This is a genomic window from Pedobacter sp. GR22-6 (assembly GCF_037402555.1).
Taxonomy (GTDB): domain Bacteria; phylum Bacteroidota; class Bacteroidia; order Sphingobacteriales; family Sphingobacteriaceae; genus Pedobacter.
This window is the reverse complement of record NZ_JBBEUC010000004.1, coordinates 474461-496229: the sequence shown is the minus strand read 5'-3', so window position 1 is coordinate 496229 and position 21769 is coordinate 474461. Positions and strand designations below refer to the sequence as shown.

General features: G+C 45.2%; 20 protein-coding genes. 19 read left to right on the top strand and 1 reads right to left on the bottom strand.

Annotated elements, in window-relative coordinates; all coding sequences use genetic code 11:
* Positions 1-8 precede the first annotated feature (8 nt).
* The 19 genes from WAE59_RS20195 to WAE59_RS20105 all read left to right on the top strand — a co-directional run bounded on the left by WAE59_RS20195 (position 9) and on the right by WAE59_RS20105 (position 19882).
* On the top strand, positions 9-1007 hold the full coding sequence (locus WAE59_RS20195) for an energy transducer TonB (protein ID WP_337857795.1): 999 nt from the start codon (positions 9-11) through the stop codon (positions 1005-1007).
* 158 nt (positions 1008-1165) lie between these two features.
* Positions 1166-2017 (top strand): UDP-2,3-diacylglucosamine diphosphatase, encoded by an 852-nt coding sequence (locus WAE59_RS20190; protein WP_337857884.1) that lies wholly within the window; start codon positions 1166-1168, stop codon positions 2015-2017.
* A 29-nt stretch (positions 2018-2046) separates the two neighbouring features.
* Positions 2047-3033 carry a glycosyltransferase family protein gene (locus WAE59_RS20185; protein WP_337857794.1) on the top strand — a complete coding sequence of 329 codons (987 nt, stop codon included), beginning with the start codon at positions 2047-2049 and terminating at the stop codon, positions 3031-3033.
* A gap of 30 nt (positions 3034-3063) precedes the next feature.
* A complete protein-coding gene (locus WAE59_RS20180; RefSeq protein ID WP_337857793.1) occupies positions 3064-4044 on the top strand; it encodes a DUF6427 family protein in 981 nt (326 codons plus the stop codon).
* A 74-nt stretch (positions 4045-4118) separates the two neighbouring features.
* Positions 4119-4874: a type III pantothenate kinase gene (locus WAE59_RS20175; protein ID WP_337857792.1), complete on the top strand. Its 756-nt coding sequence runs from the start codon at positions 4119-4121 to the stop codon at positions 4872-4874.
* Positions 4837-6156: an outer membrane protein transport protein gene (locus tag WAE59_RS20170; RefSeq protein ID WP_337857791.1), complete on the top strand. Its 1320-nt coding sequence runs from the start codon at positions 4837-4839 to the stop codon at positions 6154-6156. Before WAE59_RS20175 ends, WAE59_RS20170 begins: the two co-directional genes overlap by 38 nt.
* On the top strand, positions 6156-6725 hold the full coding sequence (locus WAE59_RS20165) for an LPS export ABC transporter periplasmic protein LptC (protein ID WP_337857790.1): 570 nt from the start codon (positions 6156-6158) through the stop codon (positions 6723-6725). The genes WAE59_RS20170 and WAE59_RS20165 overlap by 1 nt, the downstream gene beginning before the upstream one ends.
* 124 nt (positions 6726-6849) lie before the next feature.
* Complete coding sequence (locus WAE59_RS20160; RefSeq protein WP_337857789.1) at positions 6850-8946, top strand: peptidylprolyl isomerase; 2097 nt, start codon at positions 6850-6852, stop codon at positions 8944-8946.
* Between the two features lie 85 nt (positions 8947-9031).
* Positions 9032-9547 (top strand): DUF2480 family protein, encoded by a 516-nt coding sequence (locus WAE59_RS20155; protein ID WP_337857788.1) that lies wholly within the window; start codon positions 9032-9034, stop codon positions 9545-9547.
* Positions 9548-9577: 30 nt separating this feature from the next.
* On the top strand, positions 9578-10354 hold the full coding sequence (locus WAE59_RS20150; RefSeq protein ID WP_337857787.1) for a DUF3108 domain-containing protein: 777 nt from the start codon (positions 9578-9580) through the stop codon (positions 10352-10354).
* 3 nt (positions 10355-10357) lie between these two features.
* Entirely contained in the window at positions 10358-10933 is a 576-nt protein-coding gene (locus WAE59_RS20145) for a DUF3109 family protein (protein WP_337857883.1), read from the top strand.
* Between the two features lie 188 nt (positions 10934-11121).
* Positions 11122-13260 carry an alpha-L-fucosidase gene (locus WAE59_RS20140; RefSeq protein WP_337857786.1) on the top strand — a complete coding sequence of 713 codons (2139 nt, stop codon included), beginning with the start codon at positions 11122-11124 and terminating at the stop codon, positions 13258-13260.
* A 97-nt stretch (positions 13261-13357) separates the two neighbouring features.
* The gene (fucP, locus tag WAE59_RS20135) at positions 13358-14611 is read left to right on the top strand and encodes an L-fucose:H+ symporter permease (protein ID WP_337857785.1); all 1254 of its coding nucleotides are present in this window, start codon (positions 13358-13360) and stop codon (positions 14609-14611) included.
* A 4-nt stretch (positions 14612-14615) separates the two neighbouring features.
* Positions 14616-14951 (top strand): L-rhamnose mutarotase, encoded by a 336-nt coding sequence (locus WAE59_RS20130; protein ID WP_337857784.1) that lies wholly within the window; start codon positions 14616-14618, stop codon positions 14949-14951.
* Positions 14951-16609, top strand: a complete 1659-nt coding sequence (locus tag WAE59_RS20125; protein WP_337857783.1) for a UxaA family hydrolase — start codon at positions 14951-14953, stop codon at positions 16607-16609. The genes WAE59_RS20130 and WAE59_RS20125 overlap by 1 nt, the downstream gene beginning before the upstream one ends.
* Positions 16610-16615: 6 nt before the next feature.
* Positions 16616-17380, top strand: a complete 765-nt coding sequence (locus WAE59_RS20120; RefSeq protein WP_337857882.1) for an SDR family NAD(P)-dependent oxidoreductase — start codon at positions 16616-16618, stop codon at positions 17378-17380.
* An 18-nt stretch (positions 17381-17398) separates the two neighbouring features.
* Entirely contained in the window at positions 17399-18256 is an 858-nt protein-coding gene (locus tag WAE59_RS20115; RefSeq protein ID WP_337857782.1) for a fumarylacetoacetate hydrolase family protein, read from the top strand.
* Positions 18243-19079 (top strand): amidohydrolase family protein, encoded by an 837-nt coding sequence (locus WAE59_RS20110; RefSeq protein WP_337857781.1) that lies wholly within the window; start codon positions 18243-18245, stop codon positions 19077-19079. Before WAE59_RS20115 ends, WAE59_RS20110 begins: the two co-directional genes overlap by 14 nt.
* 8 nt (positions 19080-19087) lie before the next feature.
* Positions 19088-19882, top strand: coding sequence for an SDR family oxidoreductase (locus WAE59_RS20105; protein ID WP_337857780.1), 795 nt, complete (start codon positions 19088-19090; stop codon positions 19880-19882).
* Positions 19883-19941: 59 nt separating this feature from the next.
* On the opposite strand, the gene WAE59_RS20100 is transcribed toward WAE59_RS20105, so the two are convergent.
* Positions 19942-21717, bottom strand: coding sequence for an aminopeptidase P family protein (locus tag WAE59_RS20100; RefSeq protein WP_337857779.1), 1776 nt, complete (start codon positions 21715-21717; stop codon positions 19942-19944).
* Positions 21718-21769 lie beyond the last annotated feature (52 nt).

Here is a 21769-nt window from a genome sequence, read left to right as displayed (position 1 = left end):
TGTAACTGATGAAAAGTATAACGCTCCTGATCGCATTGTTGACGGGTTTGGGTGTTGCCCAGGCTCAAAAGCGACAAAATGTGTATTTTCTGAAAAGTAACGGAAAGCACCTTTCCACTAAGGACAGTGCAGATTATATCCGTGTAATCCAGGAACCTGATTCCGGAACTACGGATTTCATCCTGCTGGAGCAATATGTCAACGGAAATCAGAAGGCCCGGGGGCTGGTTTCCCAGTTTGAACCCGTTTTGGTTTACGAAGGACAGTTTTTGAGGTATAGCAAAAGCGGTAAAAAAGAGTCTCTGATTACTTATGTGAAAGGCAAACCTGTAGCTAAGGGATATTTTTTCTTTGAAAACGGAAAGGTAAATAAGATTGTTGATTATGATAGTGTGAGTTCTGCCCTGCCGGTGTCTCCGGCGGCATTACCGACCTTTGAGATGGTGCCCTATCGGCTGGATTATTACGCAGATTCTCTTGGAACGGTGATGGTGGCCGAAGGTAAAGGACATGTTAAGCAGCACAAGAAATGGGGCACTGAAGAGGTTATTGAAGAAGGGGATTATGTAGGGGGACTAAAAGACGGACTTTGGACAGAAACAAATGCTGCAGGGACTTATTGGATCAAGGAAAAGTTTCTGAAGGGAAAATTTCTTTCAGGCGAGAGTTTCAAAGATGGCAACACTTACATTTATGCGCTTGAAAATGAATTTCCGGTTTTTAAGGGAGGAATGGATGCGTTCTACAGTTATTTGTCACGGTCGGTACGTTATCCGGCAGATGCGCAGCGTGCAGGGATTTCCGGCAGGGTATTTCTTAGCTTTATAGTGGAGAAGAACGGCACGTTGAGTGACATCAAAGTTGATAGAAGCGTAAGTCCCTCAATTGATGAGGAGGCTGTTCGGGTTTTGCGCAGGTCTCCCGCCTGGATTCCTGGAAAACAACATGGAATTCCGGTCCGTGTGAAATACAACATCCCCATTTCGTTTTCTTTGAATCGCTTCTGATTCTTATATATAACATCTTCTTAACCGATTGTTAATCTTTGCTTTGCAGTTTTGTATAATAAACTAATGTCCTATGCTGGAATTGTTTTTTATTGCATGCCTGATTGTGATTGTTGCTTTCTTTTTCGGGCCATACGAACTGACAATGGATGAAGATGATGTCTAAGAGAGAAGTCGACATAGCGGTGATTTCAGATGTACACCTCGGTACCTATGGCTGTCATGCCAAAGAATTGTTGAAGTACCTGAAAAGTATCAAGCCCAAAATGTTGGTGCTGAACGGAGACATCATCGATGTATGGCAATTCAGCAAGCACTACTGGCCTGAAACACACATGAAGGTGGTGCGTAAACTGATGAAATTCGTAGTAGAAGGTGTTCCAGTGTATTACCTCACCGGAAACCATGATGAGTTGCTGCGTAAATTTGCCGACATGCATATGGGTGCTTTTCATTTGCAGAATAAGCTGATCCTGGAGCTTGATGGTAAAAAAGCCTGGTTCTTTCATGGAGATGTATTTGATGTGACCATGCAGCATTCCAAATGGCTGGCAAAACTCGGTGCTGTCGGCTATGACACCCTCATATTGATCAATAGTTTTGTAAACTGGGGACTGACATTAATGGGGCGGGAAAAAATGAGCTTCTCCAAGAGGATCAAGGCCAAATTCAAAGATGCAGTCAAGTTCATCAATAAATTTGAAGACACTGCCGCGGAACTCGCAGCAGAAAAAGGATACGGTTATGTCGTTTGCGGACATATCCATCAGCCCGAAATGAGAAAGATTGATACAGAGCACGGTGCTGTCACCTATCTGAACAGTGGCGATTGGGTGGAAAACTTAACCGCATTGGAATATCATGAAAAAGAATGGACCATTTTCAAGTATGAGCATAAGGATTTTGAAAAAGATGAAGTGGAAGAAGGACTGCTGTCTGATAGTGAAGACCTCCACAGTAAACTCGACATCAATACGCTTCTGCAAAAGATTAAATTAGAGATTGTCTAAGGCCTAAAAATTGCAGATATTCGGTGCGGATGAAAATACTCTATGCCATTCAGGGAACGGGAAACGGACACATCAGCCGTGCCCGGGAAATTGTACCATTGCTGCAGCAACATGGCGAAGTAGATTTGCTGATTAGCGGAACGCAGGCAGATGTGAAACTGAGCCAGGAGGTCAGGTATCAATTGCATGGCTTCAGTTTTGTCTTTGGTAAAAAAGGGGGAGTAAATCATTATGAGACCTGGAAAACCATGAACCTGCCGCAATTTGTAAAAGACATGCGCAGGGTTCCGCTGAAGGAATATAACCTGATCCTGAATGATTTTGAACCGGTAACCGCCTGGGCCTGCAAACGACAGGGGATTCCCAGTGTAGGATTGAGCCATCAGGCCTCCTTTCAGTCGCCAAAAGTTCCCAAACCCAGGAGTATAGACTGGGCTCAACTGGTCATGAAGTACTACGCACCCGCGACACATTACGTGGGTTTTCATTTCGACAGGTACGATGATTTCATCTATACGCCGGTAATTCGTGCGGAAATCCGGAACAGGATCGTATCTAATCTCGGTCATTATACCGTTTATCTGCCTGCAATCGATGACCAGTTCCTGGTTCCCATTTTAAAGCAGGTTCCGGATGTCAACTGGGAAGTGTTTTCCAAGCATGCAAAATCAGCCTACCAGGATGCCAATGTCAAAGTTTCAGCAGTAAATAATGAGCTTTTTAACCAAAGTCTGGCTTCCTGTGAAGGATTGTTTACCGGAGGAGGATTCGAAGGGCCAGCAGAGGCACTACATATGGGGAAGAAATTGTTGGTTGCCCCGATGAAATTTCAATATGAGCAGCAATGCAATGCCTATGCGCTGAAACAATTCGGCCTTCCGGTGATCTGGGGGAGCAATAAAAACTGGTTACCTATCATTCAGAAATGGGTGAGGGAGCCCCAGGAACATCAGTTTTACTTTCCGGATGAAACAGCCTCGGTAATTGATAAAGTAGTGAAGGAGTTTGCGAGATAATTTCCTTTACTTTGCCTAAGTATAAGAGGCATGATCAATCAATTCAGAAATTTAAATCCCATAAACCTGCTGCTCCTATTCGCGTATACCTTTTTTATGCGGATGGCCCTGTTTGCCGATCTTCCTCCGGTGTTGCAGTTTGAATTCCTCGAACCTTATACTAAATTCTTCATTCAGATCCCCTTACAGGATAGTTTTTCTTCTGCCGGAAATGTGTTTGTTGCCGGACTGATCATCTACATCCAGGCCATTCTGTTTAACCGGGTGGTGAATAACCATGCCTTGCTGAGCAAGCCTGGATACCTGCCGGCTTTGTTATACATTACTGCAGCGAGTTTGTTCATGCCCTTTCAAATTCTGAGTCCCACGCTGATCTGTAATTTCCTGCTCATCTGGATCATGGATAAATTCCTGAAGATCGGAAAATCTCCTAATGCCATTATGATCCTGTTTGATACGGGAATGATCATTGCCTTAGGTACACTCATTTATTTTCCCTTCATCGTGATGTTGGGGATGCTGTGGTTTACCCTGCTGCTTTACCGTTCTTTTGACTGGCGGGAATGGGTTTCCGGCCTGGTGGGTTTTCTTACGATCTTTTTCTTTGTAGCGGTATATTATTACTGGAATGACAGCATTTCTATGTTTTATAAGATCTGGCTTCCGCTTGGAAATAAATTCCCTTCCGTATTTAAAATCAATTACAACGATTACCTGGTGCTCGTTCCGGTTTTGGTGATGATCGTACTGGCCACTTTGCAATTGAGGGAGAACTTCTTCAGGAGTTTCATCAGCACCAGGAAGGCTTTTCAGATGCTGTTCTTCATGTTTATCATCAGCATCGTAAGTTTCTATACCAAGCCCGATTTCAGATTGTACCATTTCTTACTTTGCGTGCCGCCGGGCGCGGTATTGCTGGCCTACTATTTTTCCAATGCAAAAAAGCGCTGGTTTTATGAAAGTCTGTTCCTGATCCTGGTTTTTGCCATCCAGTACTTTTTGTTTGTTTAACTTTTTTTAACAATTTGAAAGCTTGAAACTTGCTAAAGATTAATAGCTTTGTGGGATGAAGTTTAGAATGGCTAATGCATAATCTTGTTCTGGATATTGGGAATACGAATGGTAAACTGGCCGTTTTTAAAGACCGGGAACTGCTCCATTACCAAAGCCTGAGCCAGCTTAGCCCAGTCTTGTTAAAGGAAGTCATAGAAAAATATAAGGTTAACAATTCCACTATTTCTTCTGTTTCCCGTGAACTGGATGAAGTGATAGACACCCTGAAACAAAACAGCAATTACGTTGAGTTTTCTACCTCCCTGAATACCGGGATAAAGAATTATTACCAGTCTGTTCAGACTTTGGGTTTGGATCGTTGGGCCAAGGTAGTTGCGGCCAATTGCCTATATCGCAATGAGAACTGTTTGATGATCGATGCCGGGACCTGTATTACCTATGATTTGTTAAACGATCAGGCAGAGTACTATGGAGGAAGTATCAGTTTGGGATTTCAGATGCGCTTCCAGGCGCTGAATCATTTTACCGGACGCTTGCCGCTGGTGGAATGGAACAGGGAAGAGTTGGAAATCCCCGAAGGAAGAGATACGGGATCTGCGATAAAAAATGGGGTATTGCAGGGAACAATGAATGAAGTAGAAGGGTTTATCGCCCAACAAAATAAAAATAATAAGGATCTGAAAGTATTAATCACAGGGGGGGATGCCGCTTTTTTGCTAGTGCAATTAAAAAAGACCATCTTTGCGCCTCAAATTATACACGATCCCTACTTAGTATTAAAAGGATTAAATGAAGTCATTGCATTTGAATATGTACAAAAAAATTAATTATATAGCGGCAGTCCTGGTATTGCTGGTCAGTTTTTCAGTTGAGGCACAGGTCACTACCCAATCTCCTTATTCCAGATATGGTCTGGGTAATGTAAGAGGCTCTTTATTACCTCAGTTCAGGGCTATGGGCGGAATCTCAACGGCCATTAACAAGCCAAGTCCTTACAGCAACATCAATATGCAAAATCCTGCCTCTTATAGCGGCATTACATTGACTACCCTGGATATGGGCATGTCGGCGGGTTTTACGCAATTGAAAAAAAGCGTAACAGATGAAACCAGTTTCAATTCTACCCTGAACCATGTGGCATTGGCATTTCCGATCAAGCAAGGTAAGTCGGCTTTCAGTGTCGGTATCCTTCCTTATACAGAACTCGGTTATGAGTTTTCTGCCTCATCGAAATATAACACCGTAGATACAAATACTTACAATGCATTATATGCCGGTGAAGGCGGACTGACCAAAGCTTACGTTGGTTTCGGACAGCAGTTCGGAAGCAATTTCCGTGTGGGTTTAAATGTGGAATACCTGTTTGGTAACCTTCAGGAAACCCGCTCTATTGAATTGGCAAATGCCAGTTCATTCAACACCCGTGCCCAGGACAAAAACAGTGTTGGTGGTCTGGCTTTCTCCTACGGAGCGCAATATGACATTCCACTGGGTGCGAAGAAAAGAATCACCCTTGGTTATTCGGGTTCTTCACCTTCAAAAATTAATTCAACCAAGTCCTTTGTCGTTACACAATATTTAAAAGATGCGGCTGGAGGCGAGCAGTCTGCTTTTGATACATTGGTCAACAATGAAAATGCTGCAGCAAAACTGAAATTGCCACTGATACATAATTTTGGGATCTCTATTCAACGGGACAACAAATGGTTGTTAGGCGCCGATTACAGAACTGGTCAATGGTCTAAATTGACGGTCGCCAATGCCAATCAGGGTCTGGAAGACAGCTGGGGTTTTTCAGTCGGTGGACAATATACACCTGACATGACTTCTATAGGTAGTTATTTCAAAAGGGTGGACTACCGTTTAGGTTTCGTTTACGACAAGACCTATATCCGCGTCGGTAATACCGACATCAAGCAGCAAGCGATCACTTTCGGTTTGGGATTGCCCCTGGCACAGAGCAGGTTCTCTTTTTACAAGCTGAACTTTACTGCAGAACTGGGTAAAAGGGGTAGCATGAGCAATAGCCTGATTCAGGAAAACTACCTGAACCTGCATTTAGGATTTACACTTAATGATACCTGGTTTAGAAGATTTAAATTCGACTAATGGCTGGCCGCGGTATAATATATAGTTGTGTTATACTATTTCTGTTCCAGCTTTGCCTGAGTTCCTGTGCAGAAGACGATTTGAAGAAGGCGCCCAAGCTGGGTAAGAATGTCGTATTAAACCGCGACCGGACCACTAAGGTGGACATCATTTATAGTGATTCTGCTAAAGTAAAGGCCCAGGGCTTTGCCCCTGTTCTGGAGAAGGTAACTGAAACAAATGGTACGGTCTATCAGGAGATGCCCAAAGGGGTTAAAATCAACTTTCTCGACGAATTTACGAACATCAAGGGCTCTATCACTTCAGACTATGCCATCATGAAGGATACGGAGAAAACCGCAACGTTCAGGCGTAATGTAGTTGTGGTCAACGATAAGCTGACATTTAATACCGAAGAACTGGTCTGGGACCAGAATAAAAGGATGTTCTTTTCTCCGAAAGGGGTGATTACCAAGCCTGACGGGACCCGTCTTGACGCCAATAACTTTAATGCTACGGAAGACTTCAGTGTGATCAACTGGTCCGGCGGCAGCGGGGAAACCTACGTGCCAAAAGGCTTTGCGGAATAAGGTATTTAGGGCTGCCTATTTCCTTAATTTTTAAATACTTATTCAAATACAATTTAATATTTTCTTTTTTTCCCAAAAGTTGTATCTTGCGCCCTCTTAAAAAAAGATTATAAATAAGAATATTATGGGATTAATGACATTTTTGCGGAATCGCGCAGGCTATATCCTGATAGGGGCCATCGGTTTTGCAATTGTTGCATTTTTAGTTGGTGATGCAATTCAGGCTGGTAAACCTTTCTGGGCTGAGTCTCAAAAAGTAGTAGGGTCGATTGACGGTGAAGATATCAGCATAGATGAATTCGGTGCAAAGGTTGATCAGAGTTTGGCGCAATTCAAACAACAGTATGGCGGTTCTGGTAATGCACAGATGCAGGCCATGGCTGTAGACAATGTATGGCAGGGCGAAATTGCCAATATCCTTTTAGGAAAAGAATACAACAGGTTAGGTTTAACCGTTTCTGATGCAGAGTTAATGAACCTGATCAGAGGAGAAAATCCAAGTCCGCTGATTGTTCAATATTTTGGCAATCCTCAGACTGGCCAGGTAGACCGTGCACAGGTAGACAGAACCTTTAAAGAAGGTTATAAAGATCCTGCGATGGCTAAACAACTGCTGGCAGTAGAAGCAGAGATTGAAAAGCAAGCATTGCAGCAGAAATATGCGAAGTTGATCAATAATTCACTTTACGTGACTACACTGGAAGCGAACGATGATCATTTGAGACGTAATAAACTGGCAAACTTTAAATATGTTTTGTTGAATTACGCTTCTATTCCTGATGCGAATGTGAAACCTACAGAGTCTGATTATTCAGATTACTATAATGAAAACAAAAACCGCTTTGTAAATCCTACAGAGACCCGTACGTTTGAATATGTTTCATTCAGTGTAAACCCTACTGCGGCAGACTCTGCTGCTGTTAAAACACAGGTGGAAAAACTGGCTGCAGATTTCAGGACTTCAACAAACGATTCTTTGTTTGCTGCCAATAACTCTGATGTGAAAGTTCCTTATACTTATATCACTAAAGGTAAATTGGACCCGGCTGTAGATTCAGTAGTATTCAACCTGCCTGCAGGAAGTTTTTACGGTCCTACATTTTCAGGTAATTCTTACAAACTTGTAAAAGTCATCAATACCCGTTTCTCTCCTGATTCTGTAAAAGCTGCTCATATTTTACTGAACCCAAGTAAACTTGGTGGTGTTGATAAAGCAAAGAAAGTAGCAGATTCATTGAAAACTTTAATCCAGAAAGGCGCAAGTTTCGCTAGCCTGGCTGCTCAGTACAGCGAGGACGGATCTAAGGATAAAGGTGGCGATTTGGGTACTTTTAGCCGTGGACAGATGGTTCCTGAGTTCGAAAATGCTGCATTTGACGGTAGTGTAGGTGATCTTAAGATCGTGACTTCGCAATTCGGAGTCCACCTGATCAAAATAGAAAAACAAGTAGGTTCTTCTAAAGTTGCTAAACTGGCTTACATAGAAAAAGCTTTGGCTTCCAGTAACAAGACTAAAGATGCTGCTTATAAGAAAGCAAGTGCCTTCCTGAATGAGGCGAAAGACGGTGATTTTGCAGCAATTGCTCAGAAACATGGTTACACAGTAGGTGTTGCAGATAAGATCACCCCAACTCAGGGTTTTGCCCCGGGATTGGATAATCCTCGTCAGCTGATTCGTGATGCTTACAATGCAGATAAAGGCGATGTGCTGGATGAAGTTTATTCCATGGACAATGGCTTTGTGGTTGCGAAGGTGACGAATATCCTTCCTGAAGGAACTTTGTCTCTGGAACAAGTGAAAAAAGACATTGAACCAATGGTTCGCAATGCTGTTAAAGCCAAAATGCTGAAAGAAAAATTGGATAAGGCTGCTCAGGGAGCTGGTTCTATCGAGCAGGTTGCTCAAAAGGTAGGTCAGCCGGTGACTCCAGTGGTGAACATGGCCCTGGCCAATCCGGTTATCCTTGGAGTTTCACAGGAAAATAAAGTTGTCGGTGCTGTATTCGGTTCTGCTCCTGGTAAACTGTCTAAATCAATCGATGGTGAAAGCGGAGTATATGTATTCACAGTAGAGAACTTCAGTAATCCAGGCCCACTGGCCAATACCTATAAGCAAAAAGAAGCGATGATGCAGGTAGCCTCACAAAGGTCACTTGGTTCTGCTTTCCAAACTTTAAAAGATAAAAGCAAGATAAAAGACAATAGGGTGAAATTCTATTAATCTTATTTTACGTAATTTTGTAACCGGAAGTCATGGCGACTTCCGGTTTTTTGTTTTAAGGAAAGATCAGTTTCAATACAGCATCATGGATATTCAGGAAAATTTTGTCAACAAAGTAGCATCAAGTGGTTTAATCACCCTTAACCTGGAAGAATACCTAAACCAGGGTGAGCGTGTCGTATATGACATTAAGGAAAACCTTTTCCATGGGCTGATGCTTCGTGAAAAAGATTTCAGGGAGTTCATCAAAAACCACGACTGGTCAGCATATACTGGTAAGAACGTTTCGGTCATCTGCAGCGCGGATGCCATTGTGCCTACCTGGGCTTACATGCTTCTGGCCAATAAGATGAGGCCTTATGCCAATGAAGTGGTATTCGGTAGCCTGGAGACGCTGGAAGCGGTCTTGTTTACCAAAGCTTTGGCTAAGATTGATGTGGGATCATTTGCAAATGAAAGGGTAGTCGTGAAAGGCTGCGGGGATATCGAGTTGCCTGTTTCCGCTTATGTGGAAATCACCAATTTGCTGACTCCCGTAGTGAAGAGCATCATGTATGGCGAACCTTGCTCTACGGTGCCGATTTATAAGCGTAAGGATTAATTTTGGATTGTTTTTTGTTTTAGCTTAGGTATGAGAAAGTTATTGTTGTTATTCGTCACTGCATTCCTAAGTTTAAATGGCCAGGCACAGGAATTGCCTTTTGTTAAGGATCCCGTTTTTCAACCAGGGGAAGTGCTTACTTATAAACTAAAATATGGTTTTATCACTGCAGCAGAAGGAACGCTGAAGGTGCTGAACTCTGATCTTAAATTTGACGGACAACCTACCTACCGCCTGAGTGTGGACGGGGAGACCTCAGGAACTTTTGATGTATTTTATAAGATCAGGGACCATTACGATTCTTACATAGACCAGAAGGATTTGAAGCCTTACTTTTACCAGGAGAACATCCGGGAAGGCAGTTACAGACGGCAGGACAAAGCCAGGTTTAACCAGGATAAAAAAGAAGTAGTGGCAACGAAGGGCACCTTTAAAACCCCGACGACGCAAACCTTTGATCTGGTCTCTTCCTATTACTTTGCCAGAAGCCTGGATATCTCCAAGATGAAATCAGGAGATTTCGTGAAGCTCAATTACTTTCTGGGTGATGAAATCAGTCAGCTGGAGATCCAGTTCGTTGGACGGGAGACGATCAAGACCAAGCTCGGTAAAATCAGGTGCCTCAAATTTAGCCCCTCTATTAAGCCAGGCCGGATTTTTAGGAAGGACAGCAGGTTGTACCTGTGGGTAACAGATGATGGAAACAGGGTGCCCGTAAAAGCGCAGGTAGAAATATTGGTAGGTTCCGTAGTAATGGAAATTAAATCGGCCGACGGATTAAAATATCCTTTGGCAATAGTAAAATAGATGATGATAGAAGTACAGAATACACTGGTGCACGAAGACCTGATCAAAGAGAACTTCGTCTGTAACCTGAATAAGTGTAAGGGAATTTGTTGTGTAGAGGGAGATGCAGGTGCACCTTTAGATGTGGCGGAAACGGCTATATTGACGGATATTTTTCCTAAAATCCAACATTTGCTGGAGCCAAAGGGTTTGGCTGCAATAGAAGAATATGGAACTTCTGTAGTAGATGCTGATGGTGATCTGACCACGCCGTGCGTTGATGGAAATAAGGAATGTGCCTATGTGACTTTCGAAAATGGCATCACCAAGTGTGGAATCGAGAAGGGTTACGAACAGGGGCTTATAGAATGGCAGAAGCCGATCTCCTGTCATTTATATCCTATCCGTGTTACCCAATATCCTGAATTCGAAGTGCTCAACTACGACCGCTGGCACATCTGTCACGACGCCTGTTCATTTGGTCGTGAGCTGAAGGTGCCGGTATACCAGTTTCTAAAAGGGCCCTTATTGAGGAAATACGGAGCGGAGTGGTTCCAGGAACTTGAAGAAGGCGCTGCAGAACTTCAAAACAGGAGTTAGCCAATCGCTTGCTTCATGATCAAAAGACTTTGCCCGAATTATTTCGGGCTTTTTTATACCTCAAAAAATAAATTAGCGGGGGTATGGCTGCCAAAATCACATACTATTTTGGCAATTGGGGAAATTTTTACTGGAATGAAATCACGTTATTTGAACTTCAACCATTCATAATTTTTGGTCCACACACCATGAAACAAAAACTAACTTCATTCATTATTCTATTGCTATTGGCAAAAACAAACGTTTTTGCACAGCATGATCCCAAAGCCTTAAAGGATTGGCAAGCTCAGAAATACTCCATGTTTGTCCATTTTGGCGTTTATTCTGTACTTGGCGGGGTTTGGGATGGCAAACCCTCTTATAGAAACGTAAGTGAACAGATCCAGGCCCATGCAGGGATTTACAGTGACGACTACGAGCGTGTTGCCAAAAGGTTCAACCCGACAAACTGGAATCCTGATTCCATCGTATCCTTAGCCAAAAAAGCCGGTATGCGCTCTATTGTGATCACTTCCAAGCACCACGATGGCTTTTGTATGTTTAAAACCAATACGACGGATTTCAATATCGTAGATGCTACGCCCTATAAGCGGGATGTGCTCAAGGAACTATCGGAGGCCTGTAAAAGAGGAGGCCTGCGTTTTGGCTTGTATTTCTCATTGATCGACTGGCATTTTCCACAAGCTTCGCCCATTTCAGGCAGTAACTCCGATTACATCACTCCTGAACATGTGGAACTGAATAAAAAGCAGATCACCGAATTGTTGACCAACTATGGAAAAGTATCCGAATTGTGGTTTGATATGGGCTCACAAAGCCCAAAAGAAAGTAAAGAGTTGAGCGAACTGGTCCACAAACTTCAGCCCGACTGTATGATCGGGAGTCGCGTGGGCAACGACATGGGAGATTTTAACGTCATGGGCGATAACCAGGAACCGGATTATGCCATTGGCGTACCATGGCAGTCGCCGGCTTCTTTCTTCGACGAAACCTGGGGTTACCGATCCTTTCAGAAGCGTGGTAAAGAAGAAGATAAAATCCGCGAAAAGTTGACCAGCCTGATCCGGGTGACCAGTCGCGGCGGGAATTTTCTGCTCAACATCGGACCAATGGGGGATGGATCTGTGGTGGGATTCGAAAAAGACGTGCTCCTCAAAATCGGTCAGTGGCTGAACAAGAATGGAGAAGCAATTTATGGCACGGATGCAGATCCTTTCCATATTTCCTTTAAATGGGGAAGCCTGACCAGCAGAACCAATAAGCTCTATCTGCATTTGCTTTCTGCCCCGGAAAAAGGACAGATCAGCTTACCCGGACTTAGCGGAAAGATCAAAAGTGTAAGCGTTTTAGCAGATCGTACCAAAATAAAGTATACACAAAACGCAACGGGAGTTCAGCTCTATGTGCCTGCCTCATTGGGTATAGATAAAGAATTCAAGGTGGTTGTTATTGAGTTTGTCAATGGATTCAAAGTACCTCCCGCAAATATTCTTAAAGACAATTACCCTCTGGTCCTGAACGGCCACAATGCCTTTAAGCATTACAGCAGTTCCGGTGTAGACTACAGCAATCGTTACCAGAGCACTGTAAAGGAATCCTGGACCTTGAAGCCTTCCGCAAGCAGAATCATTCAGCCGGTACTGTATTACAGTGAAAATGAGAAAGGCAAAGAGATCGAACTGGAAATTGGCGGCAAAAGCAGTAATGTTTCCCTGAGCGGCGGTAAAGAAGAAGCGTTAAATAACGGAAAGGGCTTGAAGTGGGGTAAGTTGTACCAGTCGGGCAGTTACTACTCTGGTCCTGGCGGTGTACATGGCAACCTCAAAAATGTAGCTATAGATCAGCCCTGGCCTAATGGCAAAAGCCCGGTATGGCAATTGAAAAGTGACTGGAAAAACAATGAGGTGTATGAAGTGGAAGCCGATAAAGCGACTGCGACCTACCTGCTCCAGGAAATAGAAGCCGATGAAGACCAGACTTACGCCGTAGGGATCACCAGCGGAGATGCAGTTACAGTTTCCCTAAACGGTGAGATTCTGGATGAACACAACAATCCCCTTAAAGTACGCAGCATGAAGGATGTAATCCTGCTGCCCTTAAAAAAAGGAAAGAACCAGCTGATCGTAAAATTCTACAATGGCTTCCAAAAGAGCAGTACGGTAGGCATTGCAACCGATGTGAAGCAGGTGATTTACCGTAAGGATCTGAAGCCGCTGCAGGTAGAGAAAGATAAATATTATCCCATCAGCTGGAAACTGCATAACCCTTACTCCCCGCATACCACATTGGGACTACCCAATGTGAGGCTGGAACTGCAGGTAAAATAGTTTCCGGACATGCCAAAATAGCTTAATGAATGGATAATATAGGTTATCCAAATGATGCAGGAATCCGCGTTATTTGGATAACCAAATTATAAAACTGATGACACAAAACAAATACCTGTTTCCCTTCATGATGATCACCTCGCTGTTTTTCATGTGGGGATTTGTTCATAACCTTGATCCTGTTTTGATTCCGCATTTAAAGCGTTCATTCAGTTTAAGCACTTTGCAGGCCTCCCTGGTTGATTCCGCGGTATTCATCGCCTATTTTGTGATGGCATTGCCGGCAGGTTTTCTGTTAAAGAAGTTCGGGTACAAGACAGGCATCATCATCGGACTGGCCTTCTTTGCGCTGGGTTCATTTTTATTTATTCCGGCTGCAGATACACAATTGTATTCCTTTTTTCTGGCCGCGCTGTTCATTATTGCCTGTGGACTGACCATATTGGAAACTGCCGCCAATCCCTACGCATCTCTGCTTGGTCCGGCAGAAACAGCTACTTTTCGATTGAACTTCGCTCAAACCTTTAATGGCCTTGCTGCTACACTAGCTCCTGTGATCGGGGTAAAAGTGATTTTGATCCAGGGCCTTTCTGATGGGGAACTGAGTACGATGACTGCGCCTGCGAGAGCGGTGGCCCTTGCTTCAGAAGCTTCTTCTGTAAAAGGTCCTTACCTGGTGCTGGGCTGCATTATTTTGGTGATCGCTGTCATTTTCATGTTTCTGAAACTGCCTGAGATCAAAGAAGAAGAAAAGGAAATTGGGGAAAAGAAAGGGGTATGGCATGCTTTGAGGCATAAACACCTGAGTTGGGCAGTGACTGCTCAGTTCTTCTATGTGGGTGCACAGGTCTGCGTATTCAGTTTTTTCATTTTATATGCGACCAAAGCTGCCGGGATTGATCAGCAAACGGCAGGGAAGTATGCCGGTTATGGCATGGGGCTGGCCTTTTTGATCGGCCGTGTCATTGGTACGTTTTTAATGAAATTTATCCGCGCTGAATTGCTCCTGGTGATCTATGCAGTGATTTGTGTCCTGTTAAGTGCCTCGGCAATGTTTACGTCCGGCTATGTCGCACTTTTTTCCGTAATCGGTATCGCCTTTTTCATGTCCATTATGTTTCCGACCATCTTTTCCCTTGGGATCAAAGACCTCGGGGCAGATACCAAACTGGGCAGCAGCCTGATCATCATGTCTATCGTAGGCGGCGCTATTTTGCCCCCGGTAATGGGCTATATCAGTGATGTTACCCATGACATTCAGATCGGATACATTGTACCTTTGATTTGCTTTGCGGTAGTGTTTTTGTTTGGTTTTACCGGACATAAAGTAGTACCGCGTCATAAAATATAGCGTTATGATTAGATATGCCCTGGCCCTGGATCTGGTAGATGATCCGGTGTTAATTGAAGAATACGAAACCATGCACCAGGATGTCTGGCCGGAAATACAGGCCAGCATTACCGGTGCAGGGATACTGGCCATGGAAATTTACAGGTTTGGCAACCGGCTTTTCATGGTCATGGAGGTTGGCGACGATTTTAGTTTTGATCGCAAAAACACCATGGATGCCGAAAACGAAAAAGTGCAGGAATGGGAAAAGCTGATGTGGAAATACCAGCAGGCTGTGCCTGGTGCAAGGCCCGGGGAGAAATGGGTAATGATGAATAAAATATTTGAATTGAACAGCTAATGTCACAGATTACGAATAAGAAAGTGTTAAAGATCCATCCGGATGACAATGTGCTGGTCGCTTTACAGGACTTGCCAAAAGGGGAAGTCGTTTCCTGGGCGCAAGATACCATTGTCCTGCAGGACGACATCTATGCCAAGCATAAATTCTTTCTTCAGGAAATGCAGATCGGAGATGAAGTGCTCATGTATGGGGTACTGGTAGGTAAGGCAACCGCATATATACCTAAGGGCGGACTCATGACCACCGGGAATGTCAGCCATGCGGCTGAAGAATATGCATACAGGGCCGTTGATTATCAATGGACCGCACCGGATGTCTCTGCCTTTCAAAACAGGACTTTCAATGGATACCACCGGGAAGGAGGCAAGGTTGGGACAGCCAATTACTGGCTTTTTATTCCGACCGTATTTTGTGAAAATCGCAACCTCGACGTGATCAAAGAAGCCCTGCACAACAATCTGGGTTATACGGTCACGGATAAATACAAAGACTTCACGAAGCAATTGCTAGAAGCCTATCAAAATGGGACGTCCATAGAGACTTTCCATCCCAATCATTTAAATACCGCCAATCCGGCAGCCAACCGCGTTTTCAAAAATGTAGACGGCATCAAATTCCTGAACCATCAGGGCGGATGCGGGGGAACCAGGCAGGATTCCCAGGTTTTGAGTAATCTGCTGGTGTCCTATGCAGATCACCCAAACGTAGCCGGGATCACCCTTTTGAGCCTGGGCTGTCAGCATTTGCAGACTGCCGATTTTCTAAAGGACCTGCAAGAAAGAAATCCTGGTTTCAATAAGAAAGTATTGGTGTTTGAGCAGCAACTGAGCCAGAGCGAAGAGCATCTGATCGAAGATGCGATACGGCAGACCTTTATTGGACTGACGGAGATCAATCAAATAGAAAGAAAGCCGGCGCCCCTCAGTGCACTGTGTGTTGGTGTGAAATGCGGTGGCAGCGATGGGTTCAGCGGAATTTCTGCCAACCCAGCCGTGGGCTATACCTCAGACCTGCTGGTTGCCCTGGGTGCCAAGGTATTGCTTGCCGAATTCCCGGAACTTTGTGGTGCAGAACAAAATATCGTCGACCGCTGTATAGATCAGCCGATCGCCGAGAAGTTTATCCGCCTGATGCGGGATTATGATGCACAGGCACATGCTGTAGGTTCAGGTTTCCACATGAACCCATCACCGGGTAACATCAAGGATGGCCTGATTACCGATGCCATCAAGAGCACCGGAGCCGCTAAGAAGGCAGGCACTTCTCCGGTAGTAGATGTACTGGATTATACAGAACCCGCCACCAAAGCCGGGCTCAGCCTGGTTTGTACACCGGGAAATGACGTAGAGGCAACCACTGGCAAAGCCGCGAGCGGAGCCACCCTGATCCTGTTTACTACCGGTTTGGGCACACCAACTGGAAATCCGGTCTGTCCCGTCATTAAAATCTCTACCAATTCCCAACTGGCGAAGCGCATGGCAGATATCATCGATATCGATACCGGAGCCGTGATCAGGGGAGAAAAAAGCATTGAAGAAATGGGGATCGAGATCCTGGAGTACTGCATCAAGGCAGCCAGTGGCGAAGTCATCCCCAAAGCAGTTTTGTTAAATCAGGACGATTTTATACCTTGGAAAAGAGGAGTCTCATTATAAGATATGATGTTTAGTTTAAAAGGAAAAAAAGCCATTATCACAGGAGCTGGCAGCGGCATTGGTCGTGCCATTGCAGTGTTGTTTGCGCAGCAGGGCGCGGAAGTCAATATTCTGGACCTCAATATGGACGCTTGTTCAGGAACCATTAATGAAGTCAATAAATTTAATGGCCTTGCAGTAGGATATCCATGCGATGTGACCAATCAGGTCCAGGTCGTAGATATTTTCAATAAAATCGGCGAAGTAGATATTTTGGTCAACAATGCAGGTATCGCACATGTCGGCAAGGCCGATACCACTTCGGAAGAAGACTTTACACGGGTTTTTGAAGTCAATGTGAAGGGTGCTTACAACTGTATGTATGCGGCCCTGCCCCTGATGAAGAAAAAGAACAAAGGAGTGATCCTGAATATGGCATCTATAGCAGCAATAGTAGGCATCACAGACCGCTTCGCCTATTCCATGAGCAAAGGGGCCATTTATGCGATGACCTTATCTGTGGCCCGGGATTACCTGGCAGACGGCATTCGCTGCAACAGCATCTCCCCGGCAAGGGTACATACCCCCTTTGTTGATGGTTTTATCCAGAAAAACTATGCCGGACAGGAAGCCGAAATTTTTGAGAAACTTTCTAAAAGCCAACCGATCGGAAGGATGGGCAAACCGGAAGAAGTGGCCTCACTGGCGCTTTACCTCTGCTCTGATGAGGCCGGCTTTGTAACGGGCAACGATTACCCGCTGGACGGAGGATTTATAAAATTGAACAATTAACCATAACAGGAAAACATCATGAAATTAATCAGATGGGGAGTAGCCGGTCAGGAAAAGATCGGTGTCATTATAGATGATATTTGGTACGATACCTCTGCTTTTGGCGGAGATTACAATGAGCAATTCTTTGCCGACAACGGATTGGCCAGGCTGGAAGAATTTGTAAAAGCCAATAGAAATACCTTAATTGAAGTGCCACAGGACAGCCGTTTGGGCTCACCTATTGTACGTCCCTCGAAGATCGTCTGCATCGGCTTGAACTATGCCGATCATGCCAAAGAAACCAATGCGCCGCTGCCGCCGGAGCCGGTTGTGTTTATGAAATCGAGCACAGCAATGGTAGGCCCTTTCGATGATGTGGTCATCCCACGAAATTCGGTGAAGACGGATTGGGAAGTGGAACTGGCCGTGGTGATCGGTAAGAAAGCCAGCTATGTGGAAGAAGCTGAAGCGCTCGACTATGTTGCGGGTTATTTGCTGCACAATGATGTTTCTGAACGTGAATTTCAGTTGGAGCGTAATGGCACCTGGGATAAGGGTAAAGGCTGCGATACTTTCGCCCCGCTTGGACCATTCCTTGCTACTCAGGAAGAGATTGCAGATGTAGACAACCTGCGTTTATGGCTGACGGTCAACGGGCAGAAGATGCAGGATGGCAATACATCGAATTTCATCTTCAATGTGCCATTTGTGATCGCTTATGTGAGTCAGTTCATGACCCTGCTTCCCGGCGATGTGATTTCCACAGGAACCCCGGCAGGAGTAGGCCTGGGCTTTAAGCCGCCGATCTACCTGAAAGAAGGAGATGTGATTGAACTGGGCATCGATGGGCTGGGCACGCAAAAGCAGTTGGTGAAGAACTATGTTAAGAATTGATGCACACCAGCATTTCTGGAACTATGATCCGCTAAGGGACAGCTGGATCACTGAAGAGATGCAGTTGCTGCGGAACGATTTTCGTCCCGCAGACCTGGAGCCCATCCTGCAGCAATTCAATTTTGAGGGTTGTGTGGTGGTACAGTCCGATCAATCTGCCCTGGAAAACGACTTCCAGTTGCGCAATGCGGAAGCAAACCCTTTTATCAGGGGCATAGTCGGTTGGGTAGACCTCCAGGCCGATGACCTTGAGGCTCAGTTGGCCAAACTGAAGGAAAACCAGATCCTCAAGGGGTTCAGGCACATTCTGCAGGGGGAAACAGACCGGGCCTTGATGCTCAGACCGGCATTCCGGAACGGGATAAGCTTGTTAAATGATTTTGGTTTTACTTATGACCTTCTGGTCTTGCCTGATCAATTGAAGTATGCAGCTGAACTCGCTGCCGAATTTCCGGAGCAGGCCTTTGTACTGGACCATATGGCAAAACCAGAGATCAAGCTGCAGAAAATTCAGACCTGGCAGGAAGATATGGAAGCCCTCTCCACATTAAAAAATGTGTACTGCAAAGTGTCGGGCATGGTCACGGAGGCCGATTGGAAAAACTGGAAGCCCGCTGATCTTACACCCTACCTGGATGTGGTCTTCGGTGCCTTTGGGGCGGAGCGACTGATGTATGGTTCCGACTGGCCGGTCAGTCTCCTGGCAGCAAGTTACGGGCAATGGCTGGCTTTGCTGCAAGACTATGTTGGGCCGAGGTTGAATACGCATGAGCAGGAACTCTTCTGGGGAGGCAATGCCAGTAAATTTTACGATTTAAAATAAAGCAATCTATGGATCTGCAATTAAAAGATAAGGTCATCATTGTGACAGGAGGTGCCAAAGGCATCGGAGAAGGTATTGTGCGCTTGTTAGCGAAGGAAGGGGCGATCCCGGTGATTGTGGGCAGAAATGAAGCGGACAATGCGAAATTGTCCGATGAAATCAGCGCAGATGGTGCTCAGGTGCATCACCTGAAAGCAGAGCTCAGCATTCCTCAAGAAAACGAACAGGCCATTAAAACTGTGCTGGAGAAATTCGGGCGAATAGATGGTCTGGTCAACAATGCGGGGGTAAATGATGGTGTTGGACTGGCATGCGGCGACTATCAGAAATTTATAGCCAGTCTGCACAAGAACCTCGTGCATTATTACCTGATGGCCCATTATGCCCTGCCGGCATTAATTGCCTCAAAGGGAACCATTGTGAATATCGGGTCGAAAGTGGCAGATACGGGACAGGGGGGCACATCTGCCTATGCCGCATCCAATGGTGCAAGGAATGCCCTGACCAGGGAATGGGCAGTGGAGCTATTGCCTTATGGCATCAGGGTCAACTCGGTGATCGTGGCCGAATGTTATACTCCGCTTTATGAGACCTGGATCAAGACCCTACCTAATCCTGAAGAGAAACTGGCTTCGATCACGGAAAAAATTCCTTTGGGAAACCGCATGACCACCGCAGAAGAAATAGGCAATGCCGTATTGTTCCTGCTTTCTGAAAGGTCCAGTCATACGACGGGGCAATTGCTTTATGTAGATGGGGGATATACCCATTTGGACAGGTCTATAGCGCCTCAAGGCGCTTAGATTCCTCATTGACGGAAAAATGCCATGACGGTCTGCTATGGGCCGTCATGGCAATAGATTTATATCGCTTTTGTTTCTTCTTTCAAAAATGCCGCTTCATCTTCATTAAGGAAAGGACTCAATTGCTCGTAAACCGAAGCATTGTAATCATTCAGCCATTTGAGCTGAGCGGCTTCCAATAGCTCTTTCTTTACAATTTTGGTGCTAATTGGCGCGATTGTGAGCGCTTCAAAAGCATAGAATTCGTTGAACTCATTGCTCACATCCGTGATTGTGTTTACAAGATTCTCGATCCTGATGCCATGTTTGCCCGGACGGTATACGCCTGGTTCCACAGAAGTGATCATGCCCAGTTCAATCGCCACAGGAGTTGCGGTCGGATTGAAAGTCTGAGGCCCTTCATGTACATTTAGAAAATAACCCACCCCATGGCCGGTACCATGACCGTAGTTGATGGCATAGTCCCACAATGGCTTGCGGGTGATGGCATCAATCTGGTAGCCGCAGGTACCTTTAGGGAATCGGGCTTTGCAGCCATCGATCATTCCCTTCAGCACCAACGTATAATCTGTGCATTCCTCTTCCGTATTGTTGCCCATAGGGATCGTACGGGTGATGTCTGTAGTGCCATACAGGTACTGGCCACCTGAATCTACCAGGAACAGGCTTTCGGCTTTTACTTCAGCATTGCTTTCCTCCGAAGCTCCATAATGTGGCAGGGCGCCATGAGCCCGGTAGGCACTGATGGTGTTGAAGCTATCGCCCACAAAACCTTCCTGTTCCGCACGGAAGCCACTTAAGGCAGCCGCTGCAGAGAGTTCTGTAATCTGGATCTTGCCGATATTATTAGCAAGCCATTTCAGAAATTTGGTAATGGCTACACCATCCTTGCGCATCGCTGTGCGGGTATTGGCCAGTTCCACATTATTTTTAATGGACTTCAATTGTGTCGAAGGGTTCGTGTCTTTAATGATCATCACCGATACGGGCAATAATTTGGCATAAGCAAAGCAATTGCGCTTAGGGTCTATGAGTATGCGTTTCCCAGCAGGGATTTGAGCCAGTGCGTTTTCAACTTCTTCATAAGGGTAGACTTCCACACCGCTCTTCAGCAGGGATTCCTTATCTGCTTCTGTCAGTTTATCCGGGGCAATGAATAGCTTGGCATGATCCTGATTGATGAGCGCGAAGCTGAGCACTACAGGGTTGTAGCTCACGTCCTTGCCACGTATGTTGAACAACCAGGCCATATCGTCCAGTGAAGAGACCAAATGATAATCTGCAGCTTTAGTTTCCATTGCGGCCCGTACTGAGGCCAGTTTGCTGCTCACCGATTCCCCGATGTGTTCATCAGCGATTAAATAGGCTTCCTCTGATGGCAGTGCAGGTCTGTTTTCCCAGATCGGGCTCAGGTAATCTTTACTGACCAGGTTGATGCCTTTCAGGGAAAACTGTTGCGTCAATAAGTCACCTAGCAGTACTGATACCAATTTTTCATCACTGGCAACGGTATCTCCTTTGTTGAGCTGACTGATCAACCAGGTGATGTGTTCCGGTGCATGCTGTATTTTTTGTTTGACCAGTTCGAAGCCACTGTTTTCCAGTTGCTCGGTTGCCTGTTCGAAATAGCGGAAATCAGACCAGAGTCCGGCGAAGTCATGGGTAATCACCAATGTACCTGCGGAGCCTGTAAAACCTGAAACAAATGGAATGCATTTATAATGATCTGGCAAATACTCGCTGATGTGTGGATCTGCAGAAGGAATGATGTACGCCGATACACCGTCGGCCGACATTTGTCTACGTATTTCGCTCAGTTTTTCCGGATAAGTCATATGTTATTGCGGTTAGTATATACTTTTCGGACAAAAGTAGGTAATCCTTTAG